Annotated in this window: 20 protein-coding genes; 9 read left to right on the forward strand and 11 right to left on the reverse strand. The window is 55.5% G+C overall.

The genetic code is table 11. From position 1 onward, the window contains the following. The first annotated feature begins 58 nt into the window (after positions 1-58). Entirely contained in the window at positions 59-688 is a 630-nt protein-coding gene (lexA, locus tag OQ287_RS05600; protein ID WP_265895800.1) for a transcriptional repressor LexA, read from the forward strand. Positions 689-759: 71 nt separating this feature from the next. Here the strand turns inward: lexA and OQ287_RS05605 are convergent, their stop codons facing one another. Beyond that, positions 760-1980 carry an argininosuccinate synthase gene (locus tag OQ287_RS05605; protein WP_250937532.1) on the reverse strand — a complete coding sequence of 407 codons (1221 nt, stop codon included), beginning with the start codon at positions 1978-1980 and terminating at the stop codon, positions 760-762. A 221-nt stretch (positions 1981-2201) separates the two neighbouring features. On the opposite strand from OQ287_RS05605, the gene rnt reads away from it, so the two are divergent. Beyond that, positions 2202-2870 (forward strand): ribonuclease T, encoded by a 669-nt coding sequence (rnt, locus tag OQ287_RS05610; RefSeq protein ID WP_250937533.1) that lies wholly within the window; start codon positions 2202-2204, stop codon positions 2868-2870. Between the two features lie 121 nt (positions 2871-2991). Here rnt and rpsA read toward each other — a convergent pair whose 3' ends face one another. The 6 genes from rpsA to gyrA all read right to left on the reverse strand — a co-directional run bounded on the left by rpsA (position 2992) and on the right by gyrA (position 12828). Continuing rightward, entirely contained in the window at positions 2992-4680 is a 1689-nt protein-coding gene (gene rpsA, locus OQ287_RS05615) for a 30S ribosomal protein S1 (protein ID WP_250937534.1), read from the reverse strand. 177 nt (positions 4681-4857) lie between these two features. Continuing rightward, on the reverse strand, positions 4858-5532 hold the full coding sequence (gene cmk, locus OQ287_RS05620) for a (d)CMP kinase (protein ID WP_250937535.1): 675 nt from the start codon (positions 5530-5532) through the stop codon (positions 4858-4860). Beyond that, positions 5532-7760, reverse strand: coding sequence for a bifunctional prephenate dehydrogenase/3-phosphoshikimate 1-carboxyvinyltransferase (locus OQ287_RS05625; protein ID WP_265895801.1), 2229 nt, complete (start codon positions 7758-7760; stop codon positions 5532-5534). Before OQ287_RS05625 ends, cmk begins: the two co-directional genes overlap by 1 nt. Further along, a complete protein-coding gene (pheA, locus tag OQ287_RS05630) occupies positions 7757-8869 on the reverse strand; it encodes a prephenate dehydratase (RefSeq protein ID WP_250937536.1) in 1113 nt (370 codons plus the stop codon). Before pheA ends, OQ287_RS05625 begins: the two co-directional genes overlap by 4 nt. Before the next feature lie 5 nt (positions 8870-8874). After that, positions 8875-9960, reverse strand: a complete 1086-nt coding sequence (gene serC, locus OQ287_RS05635; RefSeq protein ID WP_265895802.1) for a 3-phosphoserine/phosphohydroxythreonine transaminase — start codon at positions 9958-9960, stop codon at positions 8875-8877. A 153-nt stretch (positions 9961-10113) separates the two neighbouring features. Next, entirely contained in the window at positions 10114-12828 is a 2715-nt protein-coding gene (gene gyrA / locus OQ287_RS05640) for a DNA gyrase subunit A (RefSeq protein ID WP_265895803.1), read from the reverse strand. A 270-nt stretch (positions 12829-13098) separates the two neighbouring features. Here gyrA and OQ287_RS05645 point away from each other — a divergent pair, with 270 nt between their 5' ends. The 5 genes from OQ287_RS05645 (at position 13099) to phaR (ending at position 18558) form a co-directional block, all read left to right on the forward strand. After that, positions 13099-14028: a recombination-associated protein RdgC gene (locus tag OQ287_RS05645; RefSeq protein ID WP_265895804.1), complete on the forward strand. Its 930-nt coding sequence runs from the start codon at positions 13099-13101 to the stop codon at positions 14026-14028. After that, positions 14025-15179 carry a 1-acyl-sn-glycerol-3-phosphate acyltransferase gene (locus OQ287_RS05650; RefSeq protein WP_407658230.1) on the forward strand — a complete coding sequence of 385 codons (1155 nt, stop codon included), beginning with the start codon at positions 14025-14027 and terminating at the stop codon, positions 15177-15179. Before OQ287_RS05645 ends, OQ287_RS05650 begins: the two co-directional genes overlap by 4 nt. Positions 15180-15377: 198 nt before the next feature. Continuing rightward, complete coding sequence (gene phaC / locus OQ287_RS05655; RefSeq protein WP_250937547.1) at positions 15378-17126, forward strand: class I poly(R)-hydroxyalkanoic acid synthase; 1749 nt, start codon at positions 15378-15380, stop codon at positions 17124-17126. A gap of 75 nt (positions 17127-17201) precedes the next feature. Continuing rightward, a complete protein-coding gene (phbB, locus tag OQ287_RS05660; protein ID WP_284732673.1) occupies positions 17202-17945 on the forward strand; it encodes an acetoacetyl-CoA reductase in 744 nt (247 codons plus the stop codon). Positions 17946-18012: 67 nt separating this feature from the next. Beyond that, positions 18013-18558: a polyhydroxyalkanoate synthesis repressor PhaR gene (gene phaR, locus OQ287_RS05665; protein ID WP_250937552.1), complete on the forward strand. Its 546-nt coding sequence runs from the start codon at positions 18013-18015 to the stop codon at positions 18556-18558. An 80-nt stretch (positions 18559-18638) separates the two neighbouring features. Here phaR and OQ287_RS05670 read toward each other — a convergent pair whose 3' ends face one another. Next, the gene (locus tag OQ287_RS05670; RefSeq protein WP_250937553.1) at positions 18639-19541 is read right to left on the reverse strand and encodes a CDP-alcohol phosphatidyltransferase family protein; all 903 of its coding nucleotides are present in this window, start codon (positions 19539-19541) and stop codon (positions 18639-18641) included. A gap of 225 nt (positions 19542-19766) precedes the next feature. Continuing rightward, a complete protein-coding gene (locus tag OQ287_RS05675; protein WP_265895805.1) occupies positions 19767-20351 on the reverse strand; it encodes a C40 family peptidase in 585 nt (194 codons plus the stop codon). A gap of 401 nt (positions 20352-20752) precedes the next feature. Between OQ287_RS05675 and gabT the strand changes: the two genes are divergently transcribed. Next, positions 20753-22021 (forward strand): 4-aminobutyrate--2-oxoglutarate transaminase, encoded by a 1269-nt coding sequence (gene gabT, locus OQ287_RS05680; RefSeq protein WP_265895806.1) that lies wholly within the window; start codon positions 20753-20755, stop codon positions 22019-22021. Positions 22022-22081: 60 nt separating this feature from the next. On the opposite strand, the gene OQ287_RS05685 is transcribed toward gabT, so the two are convergent. Then, the gene (locus OQ287_RS05685; protein WP_265895807.1) at positions 22082-23356 is read right to left on the reverse strand and encodes an acyltransferase family protein; all 1275 of its coding nucleotides are present in this window, start codon (positions 23354-23356) and stop codon (positions 22082-22084) included. A gap of 314 nt (positions 23357-23670) precedes the next feature. Continuing rightward, positions 23671-23919: a GlsB/YeaQ/YmgE family stress response membrane protein gene (locus OQ287_RS05690; protein ID WP_250937557.1), complete on the reverse strand. Its 249-nt coding sequence runs from the start codon at positions 23917-23919 to the stop codon at positions 23671-23673. Positions 23920-24184: 265 nt separating this feature from the next. Here OQ287_RS05690 and OQ287_RS05695 point away from each other — a divergent pair, with 265 nt between their 5' ends. Beyond that, positions 24185-25777: a solute:sodium symporter family transporter gene (locus OQ287_RS05695; protein ID WP_250937559.1), complete on the forward strand. Its 1593-nt coding sequence runs from the start codon at positions 24185-24187 to the stop codon at positions 25775-25777. Positions 25778-25781 lie beyond the last annotated feature (4 nt).

Genomic DNA, 25781 nt, shown 5'->3' on the forward strand with positions numbered 1-25781 from the left:
AGAGCGTAAAGGACTGGATAAAATCACAGGCTGTACACCCTTTCAATATGGAGTTTCCATGGCACGCCCGCTGACTGCGCGACAACAGGAAGTGTACGACTTTATAAGGCGAACACTCCAGGAGTATGGCTACCCGCCCACTCGAGCAGAAATTGCACGGGCGCTGGGCTTTCGTTCCGCCAATGCCGCGGAAGAACATCTTCGCGCCCTGCAGAAAAAGGGTGCCATCGACATGATTCCGGGTACGTCTCGCGGTATTCGCCTGCCGCAGACCGAGGACACGGCCGAGAGCGGCCTTCCGGTCATCGGCGAAGTGGCCGCTGGCTCACCGATTCTGGCAGAGGCCCATATCGACCGCTACTGCCCCCTGCCGTCAAATTACTTCAGTCCCGGCGCAGACTACCTTCTTCGTGTCCGCGGCCTGTCAATGAAGGACATCGGCATCCTGGACGGTGATTTACTGGCGGTTCATCGTACCAGCGAAGCACGAAATGGCCAGATCGTTGTGGCCCGCATCGACGATGAAGTCACCGTCAAGCGTCTGGATCGGCGCGACGACACAGTGTATCTCCTGGCCGAGAACACTGATTTCGACCCTATCTGCATCGATCCGACAACCCACAGCTTTTCCATTGAAGGAATCGGTGTTGGCATCATCAGAGGCGGTGAAAATGGTGGGCTGCACTGACCTGCCCTTGCCGACTGCATAAAAAAGCCTCCCTTCCGGGAGGCTTTTTTTACACAGGGCATAACCACGACTCAGTCAGTGTCACGGCCGCGTGAAGCGGCAATGCGCAGACGCAGGGCATTGAGCTTGATAAAGCCCTCAGCATCCTTCTGGTCATAGGCACCGGCATCATCTTCGAAGGTGGCAATCGAGGCGTCGAACAGGGAATCGTCCGATTTTCGGCCAGCCACAATCACATTCCCCTTGTAGAGCTTGAGGCGAACCACACCGTTGACTACCTTCTGCGTTTCATCGATTGCAGCCTGCAGCATTTTTCGCTCCGGGCTCCACCAGTAACCGTTGTAGATCACCTCGGCGTAACGCGGCATCAGCTCATCCTTCAGATGCGCCGCTTCACGGTCCAGCGTCAGAGACTCGATGGCCCGATGGGCACGAAGCATGATGGTGCCTCCCGGTGTCTCATAGCAGCCACGTGATTTCATGCCAACATAGCGGTTTTCAACGATATCAAGGCGACCGATGCCGTTTTCGCCACCGACCCGGTTCAGCCAGGACAGCACTTCATGCGCCTTCATCGGCTGACCATCGATGGCCACAATGTCGCCGTGCTCGTAGGTAAGCTCGACATAGGTCGGCGTGTCCGGTGCCGCTTCCGGACTGACGCTCCAGCGCCACATGTCTTCTTCTGCTTCCTCCCACGGATCTTCCAGATTGCCACCCTCGTAAGAGATGTGCAGCAGATTGGCATCCATGGAATAAGGTGACTTCTTCTTGTTCTTGGCAAAATCAACCGGGATATCATGCTCTTCGCAATACCCCATCAGCTTTTCGCGCGAATTCAGATCCCACTCACGCCAGGGCGCAATGACCTTGACGCCAGGCTTGAGGGCATAGGCACCCAACTCGAAGCGCACCTGATCGTTGCCCTTGCCGGTCGCACCGTGTGAAATGGCATCGGCACCGGTTTCATTGGCAATTTCAATCAGACGACGCGCAATCAACGGACGGGCGATGGACGTACCCAGCAGGTACTCGCCCTCGTAGATGGTGTTGGCGCGAAACATCGGGTATACATAATCGCGCACAAAGACTTCACGCAGATCCTCGATGTAGATTTCCTTCACGCCCAATGCTTCAGCCTTGGCCCTGGCCGGCTCTACTTCCTCGCCCTGCCCCAGATCGGCAGTGAAGGTCACCACTTCACAGTCATAGGTTTCCTGCAACCATTTGACAATTACCGAAGTGTCCAATCCACCTGAATAGGCAAGAACGACCTTCTTCACATCGGACATGCTTTTCTCCTCGTTGATGATGAAGCTCACGAAAATAGCGTATCGCTTTATTACGCGCAGGCGCCAGTTTCAATGATTATAACGTCCCTCTCCCGTGGCGAACACCGCTTCTGCCTACGCACGTGAGACGGCCCCATGATCACCTGTTACACTTTGCACTAACCCTTTTCACTTCACGTTTCATGTGTGTGCCCAGCGCGGCCTCCCAGTAAGGATACTTTATGACCGATGCCAGCCCGGCAGCTTTAATGGCTCGTCGTTTTCGTGGCTTCCTGCCGGTGGTAATGGACCTCGAAACAGGTGGCTTCAACTCGAAAACAGATGCCATTCTCGAGATTGCGGCCACCACCCTGACCATGGATGACCAGGGCAACCTGATGCCCGACGAAACATGGGCATTTCATATCACGCCCTTTGAGGGCGCCAATATCGAACAGGCCGCTCTTGATTTCACCGGCATTCAGCTGGACAGCCCGTTTCGAAAGGACATTGCCGTCAGTGAAAAGGAAGCGCTCGATGCACTGGTCAAGCCTGTACGCAAGGCCATCAAGTCACATAACTGCACACGAGCTATTCTGGTAGGCCATAATGCCGCCTTCGATCACGGCTTTTTAAATGCCGCTATCGAACGCCAGGGACTCAAACGCAATCCCTTTCATCCCTTCTCGAGCTTCGACACGGCTACTCTGGGTGGCTTCGTGTACGGCCAAACGGTTCTGGCACGCGCCTGTCGCGCTGCAGGTATTCCCTTTGACAGCCAGTCAGCTCATTCCGCCCGATACGATACAGAGCGTACTGCCGACCTTTTCTGCGCCATGGTCAATCGGTTCAAGGACCTTGGCGGATGGGAACAGGCACTCACTGAACAGCGCATGGATGACGAAGGCTGATACCGCCACGGACCTATGGTTACCATGGTTATGCCAAGCCACAGACCGATTCTGACACAATCGAGCAGACATAAAAAAAGCCGCCCCGAAGGGCGGCTTTTTAGCGGCAGTCATTCCCTGATCAGGAATCCTGCTCCATCTGCTGCTTGATCAGATCGCCGATGGTAGTCGGGCCTGATGCTGTATCAGCAGTGCTGTCCTGATCACGCATGGTACGCATGGTCTTGCGCGTATCAGACTGATCCTTCGCCTTGACAGACAGGTTGATGACGCGGTTCTTGCGGTCAACGTTAACGATACGTGCTTCGACGCTATCGCCTTCGTTCAGCACATTACGTGCGTCTTCAACACGGTCAGCGCTGATTTCAGAAGCCTTCAGCACTGCAACAACATCAGTTGCCAGTTCGACAAGCGCTTCCTTGGCATCAACTTCAACAACGCGACCCGTTACGAGAGCGCCCTTGTCGTTCACTGCCAGGTACTCGGATACCGGATCGCTTTCCATCTGCTTGATGCCAAGAGAGATACGCTCACGCTCGGGATCGATGGACAGGATGAGTGCTTCAGCTTCATCACCCTTCTTGTAGTTGCGAACCGCTTCTTCACCCGTCTCGGACCAGGAAATGTCGGAGAGGTGAACAAGACCGTCGATGCCACCGTCCAGACCGATGAAGATACCGAAATCAGTAATGGACTTGATGGTACCAGTGACGCGATCGCCCTTGTTGAAGTGCGTGTTGAACTCTTCCCAGGGGTTCGGCGTGCACTGCTTGATACCCAGGGAAATACGACGACGCTCTTCATCGATATCAAGAACCATGACACCTACGTCATCACCGACCTGAACAACCTTGGACGGATGAATGTTCTTGTTGGTCCAATCCATTTCGGATACGTGAACCAGACCTTCAACGCCTTCTTCCAGCTCGGCAAAGCAGCCGTAGTCGGTCAGATTGGTGACGCGTGCTTCAACACGTGTACCTTCCGGATAGCGCGCCTTGATGTTGACCCACGGATCTTCACCCAGCTGCTTGAGACCCAGGGAAACACGGTTACGCTCACGGTCGAACTTCAGCACCTTGACGTTGATTTCATCACCAACGGCAACGATTTCGCTCGGATGCTTGATACGCTTCCAGGCCATGTCGGTAATGTGCAGGAGGCCATCAACACCACCCAGATCAACAAAGGCACCGTAGTCAGTCAGGTTCTTGACGATACCATTGATCTGCTGGCCTTCCTGAAGGGTAGCGAGAAGCGCTTCACGCTCTGCACTGTTTTCAGCTTCCAGAACCGCACGACGTGATACAACGACGTTGTTGCGCTTCGGATCAAGCTTGATGACCTTGAACTCAAGTTCCTTGTTTTCAAGGTGAGTCGTGTCACGAACCGGACGAACATCTACCAGTGAACCCGGCAGGAAGGCACGGATGGAGTTGACGTCGACAGTGAAACCGCCCTTGACCTTGCCATTGATGATGCCCTTGACGACAGCATCATCCTCGAACGCAGCTTCAAGCTCTTTCCAGGCTTCAGCGCGCTTGGCTTTTTCGCGGGACAGACGAGTCTCGCCGAAACCGTCTTCAACGGCTTCCAGAGCGACCTTGACTTCATCGCCCACACTAATTGTCAGTTCACCATTGTCGTTTTTGAACTGAGCAGCCGGAATCTGGCCTTCGGATTTCAGACCGGCGTTAACCGTGATCCAGTCACCGTCAACATCAACCACTGTAGCCATGACAATGGCACCGGGTTCCATGTTGATGTCCTGAAGGGACTGCTCAAATAGTTCAGCAAAACTTTCGCTCATGATGTTCCTATGTCTCAACGTGAAGCGGCATTAACCGCCTGCTCTCCGCACCACCAGCAAGCACGGGCCAGTATAAAATCCCCGGGAGTGTTAGCGCTGGTTAGACGTGAACATGTTTTCTGATACGTACATGCTCACCCCATGACACTGTACCGGGGCCTTCGAACAAGGTAGGCGTTACGTCAGTTGCCGCGCCTGGGCAAGGCTCATGACGTGTGACACGACATCCTCGATGGAACTCGACGTGGTATCCAGGACGATGGCATCTTCAGCCGGCACCAGTGGTGACGTACTGCGTTCCATGTCCCGGGCATCACGCGTTTGAATCTCTTTCAGAAGATCGGGCAGGCTAGCATGTATGCCTGCCTCCTGCAACTGACGCCACCGGCGCTGCGCTCGCTCATCGGCGCTGGCGGTCAGGAATATCTTGAGTGCCGCCGTCGGGAAAACCACGGTCCCCATGTCGCGCCCGTCGGCTACCAGCCCCGGTGACATGGCGAAATGACGCTGACGATCCAGCAGGGCCTGCCGAACCGATGGCAGGGAAGCCACACGGGAGGCATCACCTCCTGCCTGCTCGGTTCGAATCGCACAACTGACATCTTCGCCACCGAGCAGGACACGAGTGGTAGCCTCCTCCGGCTCAAAGGCAATATCGAGAGCCCGAGCGAGCTCAGCTACCCGACCCTCATTATCCAGTGCCACCCCCTGTCGGCGACAGGACAGCGCGGCAAGCCGGTAGATGGCACCGGAATCCAGCAAATGCCAGCCAAGTGCTTCGGCCACAAGGCGGCTGATAGTGCCCTTGCCCGCACCGCCTGGCCCATCGAGCGTAATAACCGGGTAGCTCATTACGCCTCCTCGGCCTGCACACGCATCCCGATGGATGCTGACAGCGACAGAAAATCCGGAAAGGACGTCGCGACGTTTGCGCAGTCCTGAATCGTGATGGCTTCACTGGCGCAAAGTGCGGCCACGCTGAACGCCATGGCAATACGATGATCTCCCAGACTATCTACCGTACCCCCGCCATACTGACCGCCAACAATATCGATACCATCTTCCAGTACCGTATGCTCAATACCCAGCACGGCCATCCCATCAGCCATGGCCTGGATACGATCCGACTCCTTGACCCTAAGCTCTTCGGCGCCGCGCAGACGTGTCTTACCTTCCGCATTGGCAGCGGCGATAAACAGAACAGGGAACTCATCAATGGCCAGAGGAACCTGATTCGGGTCGATATCAACACCCTTGAGTGGCGCGTAGCGAACATGAATATCTGCTACCGGCTCACCGCCGACTTCCCGTTCATTTTCAAGACGCAGGTCAGCACCCATCGCCTGAAGAATGGCAATCACACCGGTACGCGTAGGATTCACACCAACGTGTTCGAGCACAAGGTCTGCGCCAGGAGTAATGGACGCCGCCACCAGGAAAAAGGCAGCAGATGAGATATCTGCCGGCACATCAATCGGCCCACCGGTCATGCGGCCACCACCTGCAAGGCGCGCCTCATTGCCGCTGCGCTCTACCGGATAGCCAAACCCGTTGAGCATCCTTTCCGTATGGTCGCGAGTCGGGGCTGGCTCGCGCACCCGGGTTTCACCTTCGGCATACATGCCTGCCAGCAGAATGCAGGATTTGACCTGTGCGCTTGCCATGGGCAAATCGTAATCCAGCCTTTGAAGCACCTGCCCCCCCTTGATACGCAGCGGCGGCCGATCACCCTCGCTCGCCTCGATGTGTGCTCCCATCAGGCGCAGCGGATCAACCACCCGCCCCATGGGGCGACGTGTCAGCGAAGCGTCACCAGTCAGCTCGGTATCAAATGCCTGGCCAGCCAGCAGACCGGCAAAAAGACGCATGGCGGTTCCCGAATTTCCTACATACAACGCGCCAGCCGGAGCCTGAAGGCCATGCATACCCACACCATGAATCACGACGCGACCATCATGAGGCCCTTCAATCACCACACCCATTTCGCGAAATGCCTGCAGCGTGGCCAGGCTGTCCTCGCCCTCGAGAAACCCGTCGACCTCGGTAACACCGTCTGCCAGCGCTCCAAGCATGATGGACCGATGAGACATCGATTTGTCGCCCGGCACACGAATACGGCCCTGCACATGACCGCCAGCGCTCGCACGATAGGTAATATTGCGTTGTTCCATTGACTGATAGCTCGCTTGATTCAACAATGTTTCAAAATAATGTCGCGCATGGCTCGCCCGTGAGAAGGCCCCCAGCATGGCATCATCATCGTCAGCCTCGATCGCCTGGCGAAGCCGTGACACTCCCTGCTCAAACTCATCGAGCGCGCCCAGCACTGCTGTCTTGTTGGCCCTGAACACATCACGCCACATCACCGGGTCACTACCGGCAATTCGAGTAAAATCGCGAAATCCGCCCGCGGCATAACGGAAGATGTCCAGTCGCTCATCCTGGCGCGCCAGCGTATCCACCAGCGAGAATGCCAGTAGATGCGGCAGATGACTGGTACGGGCAAGCACATCATCGTGGCGCTCAACGCCCATCTCGAGCACATCCGCCCCCAGCCGTTGCCACAACGCATGTACTCTGGCCAGCGCCGAACGACAGCTATCTGCCTCTGGTGTCACAATAACCTTGTGACGCTCAAAGAGGCCTGCCTGCGCCGCCGTCACGCCACTGCGCTCGGACCCGGCAATGGGGTGCCCCAGTATCATGTTCGGCGGTATATATCCAAACACCCGCGCCACCGACTGTCGCACGGCCTGCTTGGTACTACCGACATCCGTTACAACCAGATCATCGCGCCATAACGGAGCCATGGCTTCCAGCACGGATTCAATGGCAAGCACCGGCACGGCAATAACCACCAGCGTTGCCTGGGGAATCAGCTCGTCAAGCGGTCCACTGCCATCGATGATCCCCATCGACAGACCGGTCTGAATATCAGCCTCGCGCCGGTCACTTGCCAGCACGCGCCCACCAAAACCGACAGCCTTCAGACCGGCTGCCACCGAAGCCCCCATCAGTCCCAGCCCGATGACAAGCACGGTTTCCCGGTCGAGTGCACTCGCTGGCACAAAGGCTGTCACAACACCCCCACCGGATAGGACCCCAGCACCTTGAGTTCGGCAGCACAGGCCTGAGCCTCATCCAGAGCAGCCCGGACCTTTTCGTCATTCTGGTGCCCCTTGAAGTCTATGAAAAAGACATAGCTCCAGGCGCCATTGCGGGAAGGCCGACTTTCGAGACGAGTCATGTCGATGCCATGGCGCTGGAAAGGCTCCAGCAGATCATGCAGTACACCGGGCTTGTTCCGCATCGCGGCCACAATGGATGTCTTGTCGTCACCGCTCGGTGGTACATCGTGGGTTCCGATGATCAGGAAACGGGTTGAATTGTCCGGCTGGTCCTCGATCTTTTCAGCTACCCGCTCAAGCCCGTAGCGTTTGGCCGCCATGTCTCCGGCGATGGCGGCACTATGCCATTCGCTTTTCACCAGGCGCGCGGCTTCAGCATTGGACGACACGGCAATACGCTCGGCGTGCGGATAATGAGCATCAAGCCATTTACGGCATTGAGCGAGCGACTGGCTGTGCGAGTAAATACGAGAGATCTGATCTCTCCGGGTACGTTCGGAAACCAGCAGATGCTGGTGAATCCGCAGAACGACTTCACCGTTGATCTTCAGCGATGGCGAGGCAGCCATGAACGAGTCCAGCGTGTGGCTGACGATACCTTCAGTGGAGTTTTCCACCGGCACGACCCCGTAATGGGTCGCACCAGCCTCAACCTCACGGAAGACTTCATCGATGGCATTGGTGGACACATGCACTGCACTGCCCCCGAAGTGTTTCAGGGCAGCCTGCTCGGTAAAGGTACCTTCCGGCCCCAGATAAGCCACGCGCACCGGCTGCTCAAGCGCCAGACAGGACGACATGATTTCGCGGAAAAGGCGCGCCATTTCCTCGTTGCTGAGCGGCCCCTGGTTGAGCTCCATGATCCGACGCAACACTCCTGCTTCCCGCTCGGGACGATAAAAGATGGCATCGGGGTTTTCAGCCAGCTTGACGTTGGCCACGTCCTGCGCACAGCGGGCGCGCTCACTGATCAGATTCAGAATATCCTGATCGAGCCGATCAATACGCTGCCGAAGCGTGTCCAGCGTCTCGCTATCCTGTGAAGGCATGTGATCCGACATACGGTTTACCCTTTCCAGTGACGTTGTTCAAAGGCTGCCATGAAATCTACCAGCGTATCCACGCCTTCTTCCGGCATGGCGTTGTAAATGCTGGCCCGCATGCCACCCACACTGCGATGCCCTTTCAGCGTCAACAGTCCTGCAGCTTCACTTTCCCGCAGGAAAGGATCATTCAGAGCCTCATCCTTCAATGTGAACGGTATATTCATGATGGAGCGACTACCCACAGCAATCGGGTTGTCATAAAGGCGACTACCATCGATGGCACGATACACCTTCTCCGCCTTCCGGCGATTGACGACAGCCATTGCCTCTACTCCACCCTGCTCCTTCAGCCACTCAAAGACCAGACCGGCAAGGTACCAGGCATAGGTAGGGGGAGTGTTATACATCGAGCCGTTTTCAGCCATGACCTTCCAGGACAACATGGACGGAATGCTGTCCTGCGCCTGCTCCAGAAGATCATTACGCACAATCACCAGAGTCAGGCCGGCCGGGCCGATATTTTTCTGGGCGCCGGCATAGATCACGCCATAGCGGGAAATATCCAGCGGGACAGATAGAATGGAAGACGACATGTCACAGACCAGAGGTACATTCACCTCGGGCAGGCGATCAAACTGAACACCGCCGATGGTCTCGTTATCGGTAAAGTGCAGATAGGCCGCATCATCGCTGAGCTGGATGCTGTCCGACGCCGGCGTGGCCGTATAGCCATTGGACTTGCTGCCTCCAGCAAGATGCGCCCCTGTCAGGCGCTCGGCTTCAGCCATCGCCTTGCGCGACCAGATGCCGGTATCAAGAAAGTTGGGCGTACCACCCCTGCCGGTCAGGTTAAGCGCACTGGCCGAGAACTGCGTTGCCGCGCCACCCTGCATGAACAGCACACTATAATTGTCCGGCACCCCAAGAAGGTCGCGGAAATCCGCTTCGGCCTTTTCTGCAATTGCCATGTAATCGCTGCTGCGATGGCTCATCTCCATCACGGAAAGCCCCTTCCCACGATAATCGAGCATCTCGGATTGAGCGCGCTCAAGTACCGCAAGAGGCAGCGTGGCCGGGCCTGAACAGAAATTATAGTGTCGAGTCATCTGACGTGCGTCCTTCAAACCGGGAGGGCACGGCGGCCCTCCCCTGTAACGGAAGCAATGCAGGTCACGGACCTGCATTGCAGATCAAGTTAATACACGTGCCCGATGCACAGTGCCCAACAGCGTCTCGGGAAATAGCCCCGAGGCAAACCATCAGTCATCCGTGTCGGTAGTGTCCATCGAGGATTGCTCATCAACCGAAGTATCAGCCTGTTCTTCCGACTCGGTCGTCTCGCTTGACGGCTCTTCAACATCCAGCTCGTCCAGGCGCACGGTGGACACGAGCTGCTCATCGGTCGCCGTACGAATCAGGGTAACCCCCTGAGTGTTTCTGGAGCTGATCGAGACCTCACTGACACGCGTACGTACCAGGGTACCGCGATTGGTGATCATCATCATCTCGTCCTGCTCCGCCACCTGAATGGCTGCGACCAGAGCGCCGTTTCGCTCCGAGGTCTGCATGGCAATCACGCCCTGCCCGCCTCGACCCCGCAACGGAAACTCCTCAAGACGAGTGCGCTTGCCATAACCGTTTTCAGATGCGGTCAGGATATAAATCTGCTCGGACTGGCCATCCTGAGCTGACGGTACGGCTACCGTTTCATCAGCATCCTCGGCGTCTGCAGCAGCATCAATAACCGTGGAGCCCGGGATAATCAGGCTGATCACTCGAGCATCACCCAGCAGTCGCATACCACGCACACCGCGTGCGGTACGACCCATGGCGCGGACATCGTTTTCATCGAAGCGAATGGCCTTGCCATTGGAGGAGCACAGAATGGCATGATCACTGCCCGAAGTAATGGACGCGCCGACCAGCCGATCACCGTCTTCAAGGTCCAGGGCAATCAGCCCGGAACTGCGTGGCCGGGAGAACTGGTCCAGCGTGGTGCGCTTGACCGTACCGTTGGCCGTGGCAAAGAAGATATAGCTGTCTTCGCGGTATTCACGCACCGGCAGTATGGCCGTAATCCACTCGCCATCATCCAGCGGCAGCAGGTTGACCATGGGACGACCGCGCGAACCACGACTTGCCTGAGGCATTTCGTAGACCTTGAGCCAGTACACCTTGCCACGATCCGAAAACAGTAGAACCGTATCGTGTGTGGAAGCCACCAGCAGGTGCTCGATCACATCTTCGTTTTTCATGACCGTGGCCGACTTGCCGCGCCCGCCACGCTTCTGAGCCTGATAATCCGACAGCGGCTGCGTCTTGACGTAGCCGGAGCGGGACATGGTCACGACCATATCCTCTTCGTTGATCAGGTCTTCGATGGTGAGATCAAGCCGGCTCGTCTGGATTTCCGTACGCCGCTCATCACCATACTGGGCCCGGACAGCTTCAAGCTCCTCACGGATGACTTCCATCAACCGGTCAGCAGAGGCCAGAATGCGGGTAAGCTCGGCAATACGGTCAAGGATGGTCTTGTATTCATCCAGCAGCTTTTCGGTTTCAAGACCGGTCAGGCGGTGAAGGCGAAGTTCGAGGATGGCCTGCGCCTGAACCGGAGTAAGCCGGTATTCGGTGCGGCTGTCGGAAAGACCGAACCCGGACGGCATGTCATCCGGCTCACAGGCCGATGCACCGGCGCGGTCGAGCATGTCAAGCACCTGCCCCGGCGACCAGACGGCTGCAATCAGCTTTTCCTTCGCCTCTGAAGCCGATGGCGAGGCCTTGATCATCTCGATGACACTGTCGATGTTTGAAATGGCAACAGTCAGGCCCTCAAGGATATGCCCCCGGTCCTTCGCCTTTCTAAGTTCAAACAACGTACGACGGGTCACCACCTCACGACGGTGACGGATGAATGCCTCAAGCATCTGCTTGAGGTTCAGGGTACGGGGCTGTCCGTTATCCAGCGCCACCACGTTGATGCCGAATACGGTCTGAAGCTGCGTCTGTGCAAACAGGTTATTGACGATGACATCGCCACTTTCGCCCCGCTTGGCTTCAATCACGACGCGCAGGCCATCCTTGTCAGACTCATCACGCAGCTCGGCAATGCCCTCGATGCGTTTTTCCTTGACCAGTTCGGCAATCTTTTCGATCAGACGTGCCTTGTTGACCTGGTAAGGCAGCTCGGTGATCACGATATGATCGCGCCCGGTCTTTTCGTGATACTCAACGGTGTGGCGTGCACGCACATAGATTCGACCACGTCCGGTGCGGTATGCATCGATGATACCAGCGCGACCATTGATGATGGCTCCTGTCGGAAAATCAGGGCCGGGAATGTATTCCATGAGGTCATCAATGGTGAGCTCATGGTTATCAATCAGGGCCAGACAGGCATCCACGACTTCCGTCATGTTATGCGGCGGCACATTGGTCGCCATGCCGACAGCAATACCCGAGGCACCGTTGACCAGCAGATTGGGCACCCGTGTCGGCAGTACGGCGGGAATGCGCTCGGTACCGTCGTAGTTGTCGACCCAGTCAACCGTTTCCTTTTCCAGGTCGGAAAGAAGTTCGTGGGACAGACGCGCCATGCGTACTTCGGTATAACGCATGGCTGCGGCACTATCGCCGTCGATCGACCCGAAGTTCCCCTGGCCATCGACCAGCACGTAGCGCATCGAGAAGGTCTGCGCCATACGCACGATCGTGTCGTAGACGGCGCTGTCACCGTGCGGGTGATACTTACCGATCACATCCCCTACTACACGTGCAGACTTCTTGTAAGCCTTGTTCCAGTCATTACCCAGCTCGTGCATGGCAAACAGAACACGGCGGTGAACCGGCTTGAGGCCATCGCGCACATCAGGCAGGGCCCTCCCGATAATGACACTCATCGCATAATCAAGGTACGACTGCTTGAGCTCATCCTCGATATTGACTGGCAGAATTTCTCTGGCGATCTCACCCATGGGTCGTCGAATCCTTTATACAGCGTTCGGCAGGCGCAGCACCGCAAGCTAGGGCTCACACAGTAAGCTGGCTGCCTGATAACATGATCTCGTCACGGCACAACGTCTACCGACGCCCAAGACGGTTGGCAAACGCGACGAGTGTATCATATTCGAAGGTCGTGGCGGCACGCTCGCGTTGCGACGTATGGATCATCTTCGGCAAACCACAACGCTGGCCGAGCGCGCTTTCCTTCGACATAATATGGCGCTCTCAAAGGGAAGGTCATCATGTGGTTCAAGCATTTACATCTTTATCGCCTGCATGACGAGCAGGTTATACCGCTCGACGCGCTGGAAGACGCCCTCGACGCTCAGGCCTTCAGGCCGGTGGGGCCCCACGAAGCCAAACGCGCCGGCTGGTCTCGTCCGGCAGGTCGTCACGGCCGCTCGCTGGTACACGAAATTCAGGGCCATCGCCTGCTGACACTTAGCCGTCAGGAGCGCCTGCTGCCCTCATCAGTGGTCAAGGAACTGCTGGAAGAGCGTTGCCTTGAGCAGGAAGCTCGTCAGGGATACGCCGTCACACGCCGTGACAGGCTTGCCATCAAGGAAAAGCTGGTAGAGGAACTGTTGCCCCAGGCCTTCACCCGATCTACCCGGATCGATGTCTGGTGGGATACACGACGCCGGTTGATCGGCGTGCACTGCGCCAGCGTCAAGCGGGCCGAAGATACCCTTGATGTGCTCCGCCAGTCCCTGGGCAGCCTCAAGGTCACGCCCGTGACCGTTTCGATACCGCCAGGCAGGACCATGACGGAGTGGCTCACCAAACCTGAAACTCGCCCGGACACCCTGCTGCTGGGCGATCAGATCGAGTTGCGCGCTGCCAGCGAGGAAGAAGGGGTATTTCGCGGCCGCCAGGTCGATCTCGAGGGCGAGGAAGTGCAGGCAGCGCTCGATGCCGGCCGACGCGTCAGCCAGCTTCGGCTGTCCACGGAAGGCCAGATGAGTTTCACGCTTCACGAGGATCTTGCCATCAAGTCCATTCGTTTCAGCGATAACCTGGTGGATGAGGCCAATGACAGTACGGACGATGAAGATCCGATCCTCAAGCTCGATACCGAGTTCTCACTGATGGCCCATACCCTGACCTCCACACTCGGCCAGCTGATAGACTGGCTGGGCGGTGAAACAGAGACACCTCCTGCCACGCCATGATGACTGACACGACAGAAGACCCGTATGCCAGCATTCGCCCTTATCATGACGATGAGGTCGCTCCCGTCATCAAGCGCCTGACGGAATGTGACGAATTTCTGGGAACCATTACACGTTACCGGCTTCCCCGGCTGTCTCGTTATTCTCCCTGGCTTGCAAGGCGGCTGGTGAGCCTGGGCCTCAAGCGAAAACTGAAGGACGTCAATAGCGTCAAGGCGTTTCAACAGCATATCGCCTACTACATGGATCAGATGATCAAGCGCAGTACCGACCATTTCGAAGTGGAAGGGCTGGAAAAGCTTGATGGCAGTCAGGCCTGGTTCTTTATCGGCAATCACCGGGATATTTCCCTCGACCCGGCCTTTGTCAATTACGCCCTGTATCAGCAGGGACGTGACACCGTGCGCATCGCCATCGGGGACAATCTGCTGCAGAAGCCTTACGTGACCGACCTGATGCGCCTCAATAAAAGCTTTGTGGTGCCTCGCTCCGCCAAGGGCAAGCGTGCCATGCTGGCCGCTTACCAGATGCTGTCAGGCTACATCCGTCATTCCATTGTCAGTGATAATCACCCTGTATGGATGGCACAGCGTGAAGGTCGCGCCAAAAACGGGATAGACAGGACAGACAGCGCCATCATCAAGATGCTCAGCATGGCCGGCCGCCAGCAGGACAAGGAGTGCAGTGTAGGGCGTGCTGTATCAGAGCTGCATGTAGTGCCGATCTCGATCAGCTATGAATTCGATCCATGTGACATTCAAAAGGCGCGTGAGCTCAAGGCGGCAGACGAAGGCCAGCCCTATCAGAAAAAGCCCTTTGAAGACATCATGTCCATCGCAGCAGGTATCTCTGGCCACAAGGGACGCGTCAGACTGGTTTTCGGCACCCCACTGAAAGATCTTCCTGACAGCGCCGAGGCCATTGCAGCCGTCATTGATGCCCAGGTACTTGAGCACTACACCCTGTTCCCGAGCCACTATCTGGCTCTTGAGGCACTTGGTACTGCGCCCGAACTGGTCAATCATCAACACATCACCCCGGCCGATCGACTGCGATTCAAGGCGCGCCTTGACGATGTCCCCGAGGCACTCAGGCCCTGGTGGCTGATGCAGTATGCCAACCCGGTACTTAACAAGGCCGGCCGCCTGTAGCGATGATCATCAATTTAAAGGGGACGCTTAAAAGGCGTCCTTTTTTTATGTAAAAACACCGATTGTTCTCCCCTACCAAAGAAATTCTTTTACCGCCTTGCAGCCCTGAAGCCTGGGTCTACACTTTCCATAGGAAAAAACTTATTTAATAGTTTCCTTCAAACGAAGCGGGACGCTTATTGCCGAGAGCCTTTAAAGATGCCCACCAGACAGTCTCCGTTTAATGCATTTTTCAATCCGTTCGGCGCCCCAAATCTGGCAGGATTCGATATCCCCCTGTTCAGCACGGACACGATCCAGAAATGGTTTGCAGGATTGCCCGGCATGGAAGATGTGACACCACGGGAAAAGCACCCTGACTTTCCGCGAGTACCTCCGGACAAGCTGATGAGCCTCAGCAGTCAATACACCCTGGAGCTGACCCAACTCTGGCAAAATGTACTGATGGCCAGTATTCCGGCACTTGAAGATCCCCGCTTTTCCGGACCCGCCTGGCAGCAACCAGGCTACGGCTCCATAGCAGCGCTCTATCTTTTAAACGCCCGCTTTGTAATGAGTCTTGCCGACGCGTTGACCGGTGATGCCAAGACCTGCACCCGCATCCGCTTTTGTGTCGAACAATGGGTAGCTGCCAGTGCTCCCAACAACTATCTGGGTACCAACCCCGAGGCACTGGAGCAGATTGAAAAAACCGGAGGTGAAAGCCTGCGGCGTGGCATGGAGAATTTCTGGGCCGATCTGGCGCGCGGTCGAATTTCCCAGACCGATGAAGATGCCTTTGTTGTTGGCCGTGACGTGGCCCAGACGCCTGGGCATGTCGTATATGAAAACGACCTCATTCAGGTCATTCAATATACCCCCACCACGCAGAAGGTACATGAGACCCCCCTGCTGATCGTACCGCCCTGCATCAACAAGTTTTACATTCTCGACCTGCAGCCGGCCAATTCCCTGGTACGCTACACCCTGGACCAGGGGCATCAGGTCTTTTTGATATCCTGGCGAAATGCAGACCAAAGCCTGGCTCACAAGCAGTGGGATGATTATGTCGATGAAGGCGTAATCAATGCCATCAATGTGGTCACGGACATCAGCGGCACCAAAAAGCTCAATACCCTTGGATTCTGTATCGGGGGCACCCTGCTGAGCTGCGCATTGTCGGTACTCCAGTCTCGTGGGAGCAGACCGGCCAGCAGCATGACACTGTTGACATCCATGCTCGATTTCAGCGAAGCCGGCATTCTCGATGTATTCATCGACGAACAGCAGATCCGCTGGCGCGAACAGACCATCGGCGGTCAGGGCGGCGGGGCACCAGGCCTTCTCAAGGCGTCCGAGCTGGCCAACACCTTTTCATTTTTACGGCCCAACGATCTGGTCTGGAATTATGTAGTTGGCAACTATCTCAAGGGAGCCACTCCTCCGCCGTTCGATCTGCTTTACTGGAACAGCGACGGCGCCAACCTGCCAGGGCCCATGTTTTCCTGGTACCTGCGCCATGCCTACCTGCAAAACGATCTGAAAACGCCGGGCGCCGTCACTGTATGCAATGAACCGCTGGATCTGACCCACCTGGACGTCCCGGCATATCTTTACGCCTCGCGGAGCGATCATATCGTGCCCTGGCAAAGTGTTTACAACAGTGCCTGCGTGCTTGGTGGTACACCTCGCTTTGTTTTGGGTGCTTCGGGCCATATAGCCGGTGTCATCAACCCCCCGGTCAAGAACAAGCGCTGCCACTGGCTGGCAAATGACCCTTCCCTTCCGGATGACCCCGAACAATGGTTTGCGCAGGCTCAGGAGCTGCCTGGAAGCTGGTGGAACGATTGGTCAGAGTGGCTGAGTACCTTTGCCGGCAAACAGAAAGCCTGTCCGAAAAAAGCAGGAAACAGTACATATCGTCCGATCGAAGAAGCACCGGGGCGCTATGTTCGTGCCAGAGCCTGAAACCTGGCGATGAATATGTACCTACTCAACACACATACCATACGGTTGAATTCTTGATTGAAGGGAGTTGATATCATGGCACAACAGCGCATTGCATTTGTAACCGGCGGAATGGGCGGGATCGGAACCGCCATCAGTCAGCGCCTTTACAAGGATGGCTTCAGGGTCGTTGTCGGCTGCAGCGTGAATTCAAGCCGCAAGGAAAAATGGCTGGCAGATCAGAAGGCGGAAGGTTACGAGTTCGAGGTCAGTGAAGGCAATATCAACCAATGGGAATCGGCCAGGGAAAGCTTCCTCAAGGTGCGTGAGGAAATCGGCCCGATCAGCGTGCTTGTAAATAATGCCGGTATCACCCGAGACGCCGTGTTCAAGAAAATGTCTCCTGAAGACTGGAACGCTGTGATCAATACCAATCTGACCGGTCTTTTCAATACGACCAAACAGGTCATCGATGACATGCTGGAAAGCCAATGGGGACGCATCATCAACATCGCCTCAGTCAACGGTCAGAAAGGCCAGTTTGGACAAACCAATTACTCCGCTGCCAAGGCCGGTATCCATGGCTTTACCAAGGCGCTGGCACAGGAAGTCGCGTCCAGGAACATTACGGTCAATACCGTGTCGCCAGGCTACATCAAAACCGATATGACCTCCGCCATTCGAGAGGACGTTCTGGAAAAGATCACCAATGGCATCCCGACCAAACGCCTGGGGAACCCGGAAGAGATAGCATCCATTATCAGCTGGCTGGCTTCCGACGAAGCGGCCTATTCAACCGGCGCAGAGTTCTCGCTTAACGGCGGCCTGCACATGAGTTAGCCTATGGGGCAACTGCAATAATACTGATAAAGCCCGGCGCCGTCGGGCTTTCCTGCATGGACACCTCATGACAGAAAAAAATACCGCTCCCCGTCTGATCAAGAAATATCAAAACAGACGCCTTTATGACACGACAGCCAGCAGCTATATCACGCTGTCGCAAGTCAAATCACTGATTCTGGCTCACGAAGACATTACCGTCATTGATGCCAAAAGCGGCAGCGACATTACACGAAGTATTCTACTGCAGATTATTCTCGAAGAAGAAAGCGCCGGTGAACCCCTGTTCAACAGCGACATGCTGCAATCGCTGATTCGTTTCTACGGACATGCCATGCAGGGCCCAATGGGCGAATATCTGGAACATCATCTGGGATATCTCAACGATTTTCAGCAGCAGATCGCAGGTCAGGGCATCAACGCATACAGCCCGCAACAGGCACAGGAAGCATGGGAAACCATGCGACGCATACAGCCTGCATTTGTACGTGAACTGATGGATACAAACCTTCGGCAGTCCAAAGCCTTCATGGAGCAGATGCAGTCATTCTGGACAGCTCCGTTTCGCCCGGCTCGACGCAACGATGACAGTGATGAAGGCAGCCACGAATAGAACCAGCATTTCCCTGCTTGCCCCATGCAAAAGGCCCCTCGAACGAGGGGCCTTTTGCATGGGGCAAGCAGGGAAGCAATTCAACGCTGCGGGAAATCCAGCACCCGGGCCGAATCGGAATCAATGCGACGCGAAGCCTGCTCACCACCACTTTGTTCCTTCATCTGCTGGGCACGCTTGCGTGTCAGACATACCACACGAGGCGCCGGCGCTGATGAAACAGGAGTAGATGGCGCTGTAGAAGACCCGGTCACCATGGGCGGACGGCGCGCACCAGCGTCATCACGCACCAGCGTCAGAGGCGCCTTGAAGCCGTGCTCAGCCCGGTTCAGGCTGTTGTAGCCAACCACAACCTGTATGAATGCCGCCAGCAATGTAAGGGCACCACCACTCCAGGTCATGACAGTGGCATGTTCTGGATAAAGGCATACCGCAGAGAGGAAGCAGGTCAGAGCGATGTGACCAAACAGGCCACTGAAACGTGCTACCGAGCGGGACCTGCTTCTGGTGCGTGCATTAAGGGCCGGCGCTGTCGCGTGAAAGGCGCGTGCACCAATACTCAGCGCAGCCACGCCCAGCATGAGGGTGATGATGGCCGGCATGGGCACTGAGACGTACATGAAGAATACGGCGGCCAGCATGGCTGCGTAAAACAGGCTGTCCAGCGTCGTTTCCAGAAAACGTCCTGACGCCGTACTGACATCTGCCCATCGTGCGATGGCACCATCCAACGCATCCATTAGACGATTGACGACTATCGCACCAACAGCCCATGCCGGTTCACCGAGCCACAGGGCCGGGATGGCAAGCAGGCCGACCACAAAACCGAAAATGGAAACCTTGGTCGGTGTAATATTCCACGCCACCAGGTGACGTGCGACCCAATGCAATGGACGTTGAATACGAGCATGAAACCAGTTGTCGAACATACGCACCCATCCTCCTGAAGGAGGAATTCCCTGTGATCCTTGAATACGGGACATGTTGCAGCCTTCCTGTGGCATGTGCTGTGCAGAATAGTCAACTCTGGTACTTACGCATCAAAACAAACCGGTTCGGCACAATTTTATACTTGCTCGTCATTCTTTTTAACTAAAAAATAAAAAATAACGTGCCTTAACATTAGTCAACAGGAATGAGAAGGATGGGATAAAAGAAGGGATAACGACGGGTCTGACACCTCAGGAAGCATCAGGCCCGCCATGCGCTTACTTCATGGCCAGGCGGGCCGGTATATCCTTGGGAGTAACGGTACGACGAGCCTGCCAGTAATGGCGAGCCCAGTAAGGATTATCCAGCCGGGAAAGTCGCACGCCACTGGAGCTTGAAGCGTGCATGAAATAGCCATCACCGACATAAATGCCAACGTGCCGGTCACCACGGTAGGGCCTGAAGAAGACGAGATCACCAGGTTTAAGGGCTGTCTTGCTGATCTTGTCTCCCTCAAGCACCTGCCCCAGCGTGGTACGGGGCAGATCAATATCAAAGCTGTTACTGAAAATCTGCTGCACCAGCGCCGAACAGTCGATACCGCTTCGCGACTCACCTCCGTAACGATAAGGTGTCCCGGACCACTCATCGTATTCCGACATCAGGGAGTCGCGAATCGTGGACCACTGGACCACGGGCGATGTCTGTGCATCCGGTTTTTTCTGTTTGGCCCTTGCATTGGCCTTGGGCGCCGTGATCGACGGCATGGCTACATCATAATAGTGCGCTTGAGGGCTGCTCTGCTGTGTTGCACATCCAGCCAGAAAACCGGCCAGTACACATCCGCTGATCCATCGCCACATTACGATTATCCTGGTAACGCCAACACCTGCGATAGAGTGTCGGTCTGATATAAAAAATCATGTTCTACACGGCACTGATCAGAATCGATGAAACAGTCGAGTGCATCGAATTGTGCCGAACGTGACACGCATAATGCACGTATCGGCATAATTGACGCAATCCAAACCTCGTCAGCCTGCATATTTGGTGCATTTTCTTCAATTAAGGTTTTGTCTTGACGGCAGAACCGCACCGAATATCCAATATTTTAAACAAATGCTTTATTTACTGGACAGCACCGACCCTAATATAGTGGTTAAGCAGCGCCTCTTATCCCTGCCCGTCCAACTACAAACAGACACCACAGGGCCGGAGGCACTTCACGTCCTCATTCGATCAGTGTCAGACGCAGGAGTCGGTAATGAACAACAAGCAATTGAGCGAGCTGAAACAGGCTTATGTGGCCAGAGGCGCACCTCACATGATTCCCGCGTTTGCCGAACGTGCGGAAAATGCAGAAATCTGGGACGTGGAAGGTAATCGCTACATCGATTTTGGCGGCGGCATTGGCGTATTGAATCTGGGTCACCGGCACCCGAAGGTCGTTGAGGCCGTCAAGGCACAGCTGGACAAGGTCATGCACACCTGTGCCACCGTCATGCCCTACGCGCCTTATGTGCAACTATGCCAGAAACTGTGTGAAATGATGCCCGGCGATGGTGACAAGCGAGCCCTCCTGGTCAACTCCGGCGCCGAAGCGGTTGAAAATGCCGTGAAGATAGCGCGAGCCGGCACAGGCCGAAGTGCCGTTATCGCCTTTGATGGCAGCTTCCATGGTCGCACCATGATGACATTGGCCCTGACCGGCAAGGTGCTGCCTTACAAGCATGACTTTGGCCCAATGCCGGGAGATGTTTTCCGCGCGCCCTTCCCTGTTCCCGCTCATGGCATCAGTGACGAGGACAGCCTTGCAGCCATTCATCGACTGTTCAAGACCGACGTACCCGCACACCGGGTGGCGGCCATTATCATCGAGCCCGTTCAGGGTGAGGGTGGTTTTTATCAGGCTTCGCCGGCCTTCATGCAGGCACTGCGTGATCTGTGCGATGAGCACGGAATTGCCCTGATTGCCGACGAGGTACAAAGCGGCTTTGCACGTACCGGCAAACTGTTCGCCATCGAACATACCGGAGTAGTGCCGGATATCATCACCACGGCCAAAAGCCTGGCAGATGGCATGCCACTGGCAGCGGTAATCGGCAAGGCCGATTTAATGGACGCTTCGGGCCCGGGCTCACTGGGTGGCACCTATGGCGGCAACCCGCTCTCATGTGCTGCGGCGCTGGCCGTTATCGAAGCCATTGAAGAAGAAAACATTCTGGCCCGAAGCACGGCCATGGGTGAACGTCTGGCACAACGTTTCAAGCAATGGGAAGAGCAGTTCTCATGGGTGGCGCACAGCCGCAACACGGGCGCCATGGCAGCCTTTGAACTGGTCAATGACGCTGGCGAACCAGATCCCGAGCTGACCAGGAAGTTGACGAAAACGGCAGCTGAGCAGGGTTTGATCCTGCTGTCATGTGGCTTCTACGCCAACACCATTCGGATTTTGGTTCCCCTTACAGCACGGGATGAGCTGCTGGAAGAAGGGCTGGATATCATCGAGCGCTGCCTCGGTTTACTGCACTGAACATGCCCTGCAAAAAGAGGCCCTTATGGGCCTCTTTTTTATTGCCGGATACAGCGCGCATCATTCTTCGGGACGAGCCATTTTATCGGCGTGTGTGCTCTTGCGCTCACGATGAAGCAAGTGGCCCTGCAGCCAGTTCCGAACACGCACCACGAACTGCTCCTGAAATATAATGCAAAGAATGACCGTCATGATCAGGAACACGGGATACAACCAGATGGTAATGCCGCCGGCAGCGTCCAGGCAGCCTCTGAAACTGGAAAAACACATGCCCGGGTCACCGGACAGCACCCGCTCCACCCGAGAGAAAATGATATAAAGCGGCACATGCAGTGCAAACATCGGCAGCGATGCTCCGCCCAGCCGACCCGCCAGCCGACGTACCCACTCACGGCGAGGCATGGGAACAAGCAGACACAAGTAAATCAGGGACAACTGTGCCGGCAACAACAAGCCATTATGCATCAGGTAATACCAGGCATGCGCTCTGGGCAACAACAACTCAGCCGCAGTAATGGATACCACGATAATGCCCACCAGCATCCATATGTTGTTTCTCGTCAGCGTACGTCCCTGAGACCGCCTGCGTGCATACAGACCACATAGCAGGATGCCTGCCAGAAATTCCGGCAACCGAATGATCGGGTTACGATGTAAAATACCGGTTTCCGGCATACCGTAATCCGTAAAGGCAATAACCAGTAATGGCGGAATCAGATAAATCCCCATCGTCACGGCCAGTGCTCGCCATGAACGGCGGACACGCATCAGACGAGGTGCCACAAAGGGAAATACCAGATAAAAGAAAAACAGCGTGGAAATCGACCAGGACGGCGGGTTGAAGGTTAGATACAACGGGTTCCATGCATGCAAAAGCAGCAGGTTCAAAACAACATTCAGCGTCGCCTCGCCGCCACTCATGAAGTGATGTAGTGCATTGGGATCTGTCTGCCCTAGATCATTGTTCACGTCATAAATGGTAAACAGCGCCGATGTCTTGGCATCCTCGGGCAGGATGGCCAGATACGGAATGATCGACATCACGGCAATGGTCAGGAGAAACGAGCCGATATGGATAGGATAGAGGTTCGAAAACCGCTTGATCATGAAGCTTCTGGCGGGCTCTCGCATCTCGTTATTATCGTTGAGATAGACATGCGCCAGCAGGAACCCGGACAGAACAAAAAACGCACTGGTCGAGAAGAAACCAACCTGCGAGACGTAGTTCCCCCAGCCCCTGGCTTCCGGGTAATAATGCATGGTGTGAAAGATAACGATATAAAGGCCGAGCAGAAACCGCATCCACTCAAGCCCTATGAAGCGTTCCTTTTTCATAATGCGACCATCAGCGATGCAACGTGCCATCGCCCTTCCCTGTTATAAAATCGATGTACGATCAAGTCATGACGATGCCTGTCGCACCCCTGGATGGCGCCTATAGTGCCTTAAGGGGTTGAAAAAAGCTGTTTAATTTCGCTTAATCGGCGTCATTAAGGGAAGAGCCGGGGTTGCGCTTGAAATGCCTCGTACCGGGCTTGTGCGAAGCATCCGGTAAGCCGGCTCTTGAAGCCCATACGCGATCTACAGGCATTAAAAAAGCGCCGTCAAAGGCGCTTTTTTACATGCTTTCCTGCTTGATTCGGGGTCAATCACCCTTTTCGCTTGATCAACGAAACAACCCAAAGCAGTACCACGGCACCTATCACTGCGGTCACCAGAGACCCTATGATGCCACCGTTGGACGACAGGCCCAGCAAACCAATCATTGCACCACCGATCACCGCACCGACAATACCGACCACGATGTTACCTACAACACCAAAGCCGCCGCCCCGCATGATCTTGCCTGCAATCCAGCCTGCCAGACCGCCAATAATCAGCCACAGAATAATCCCCATTGCGCCCTCCTTTGATGCAGACAAGGATGTATAAAACCTTACATCACGCTTTTCCCTCAGCGAGTGGTTGGATTATAGAAGACATGGGTATTTATGCCAGCAGTACCGCAAAGAAGGTGTTTTGACATACATGAGAAAAGCTATGTCAGACAATTGGCCAATAGCACTTTTCTGAAAGCGTAATAAACTCGCCATGGTTCGAGGGTGAACATGCGCGTTTGCGCGCCAATAACCATTATAAATCTGGCAAGGACTTTTTCTCACCATGCACGCAATTACCATATTGTCGTTTTTGCTATTCACACTGGTGGTAGCAGCCATCACATGGAAGATGACGCGAAATGATGACCACCGTCACTCCAAGGGATACTTCCTGGCCGGCAGGAGTCTGTCCTTTCCCCTGATCGCTGGCTCACTGCTGATGACCAACCTGTCCACCGAACAAATGGTTGGGTTGAACGGTGCCGCTTTCGTGGATGGTTTCAGCGTCATGGCCTGGGAAGTCGTGGCGGTTATTGCCATGGTTCTGATGGCCCTGTTCTTTCTGCCACGCTTTTTGAAAAGCGGCATCACCACCGTTCCTCAGCTGCTGGAAATCCGTTTCGACAAGGGCACACAGCTGATCACCAATATTATTTTCCTGTTGGCCTATGCCGTTATCCTGCTGCCGATAGTGCTTTACTCCGGTGCGGTAGGCCTTCTGGGCATGCTGGACCTTCAGGGCCTTACCGGCATCGAATCCAATACCACCCTGTTGTGGGGAACGGTCTGGCTGGTAGGGCTGATCGGGGCAATCTATGCGCTGTTCGGTGGTCTTCGCACCGTCGCGGTGTCCGACACCATCAACGGCATAGGCCTTCTGATCGGCGGATTCATGATTGTGTACTTTGGTCTTCAGGCCGTCAGTGATGGCAATGGCGCCTTTGAAGGCTGGCGCATACTGAAGGAAGCCACGCCCGAGCGCTTCAACTCCATGGGCAACAATGAACAGTCCGTGCCATTTCACACCCTGTTCACCGGTGTCATTCTCCTGAACGTTTTCTACTGGTGTACCAACCAGCAGATCATTCAGCGCACCTTTGGCGCCAGCAGCCTGGCCGAGGGCCAAAAAGGCGTGCTTCTGACCGGATTTCTGAAACTGTTCGGCCCGCTGTATCTGGTTATTCCCGGTATGATTGCCTTTTATCTCTATGCCAACCAGGGCATCAAGGCCGATGCAGCCTACGGCCATCTCGTCTTCAATGTACTACCGCCCTATCTGACCGGGTTCTTTGCTGCCGTCATGGTGGGTGCGATCCTGTCCTCGTTCAACTCGGCCCTCAACAGCACTACGACGCTGTTCAGTCTCGGTATCTACAAGGAGATACTGCGCAAGGACGCAAGCGATGAGGAAGTGGTCAAGTCAGGCAAGGTCTTTGGCTGGATCATGGCCATTGCGGCAATGACCATTGCTCCACTGCTGGCCGGGCAGGAAAGCCTGTTTGTCTACCTGCAGAAAATGAATGCCCTCTACTTCATTCCCATTCTGGCTGTCGTGGTAGTAGGTCTTCTGACCCGTCATGTTCCCCCGATTGCTGCCAAGCTGGCCCTGATTCTGGGCTGCGTTACCATTTTCCTGGTGTATTTCGTTCCGCCGTTCACCGGCCTGCTGGATTACATCCATGACTTCCATTTCATTGGTCTGGTATTTGCCCTTTTGATCGTCATGATGCTGATCATTGGCAAGCTCGCACCCACCTCGGAAGCCTGGATTCAACAGGACAGTGGTGAGGTCGATCTTACTCCCTGGAAAGGCGCTGTACCTTTCGGCATTTTCCTCGTGGTCTGTGTTCTGACAATCTACATCTCCTTTGCCTGATTAC

The organism is Larsenimonas rhizosphaerae, from assembly GCF_026240105.1.
In the GTDB taxonomy this organism is placed as follows: Bacteria; Pseudomonadota; Gammaproteobacteria; order Pseudomonadales; family Halomonadaceae; genus Larsenimonas; species Larsenimonas rhizosphaerae.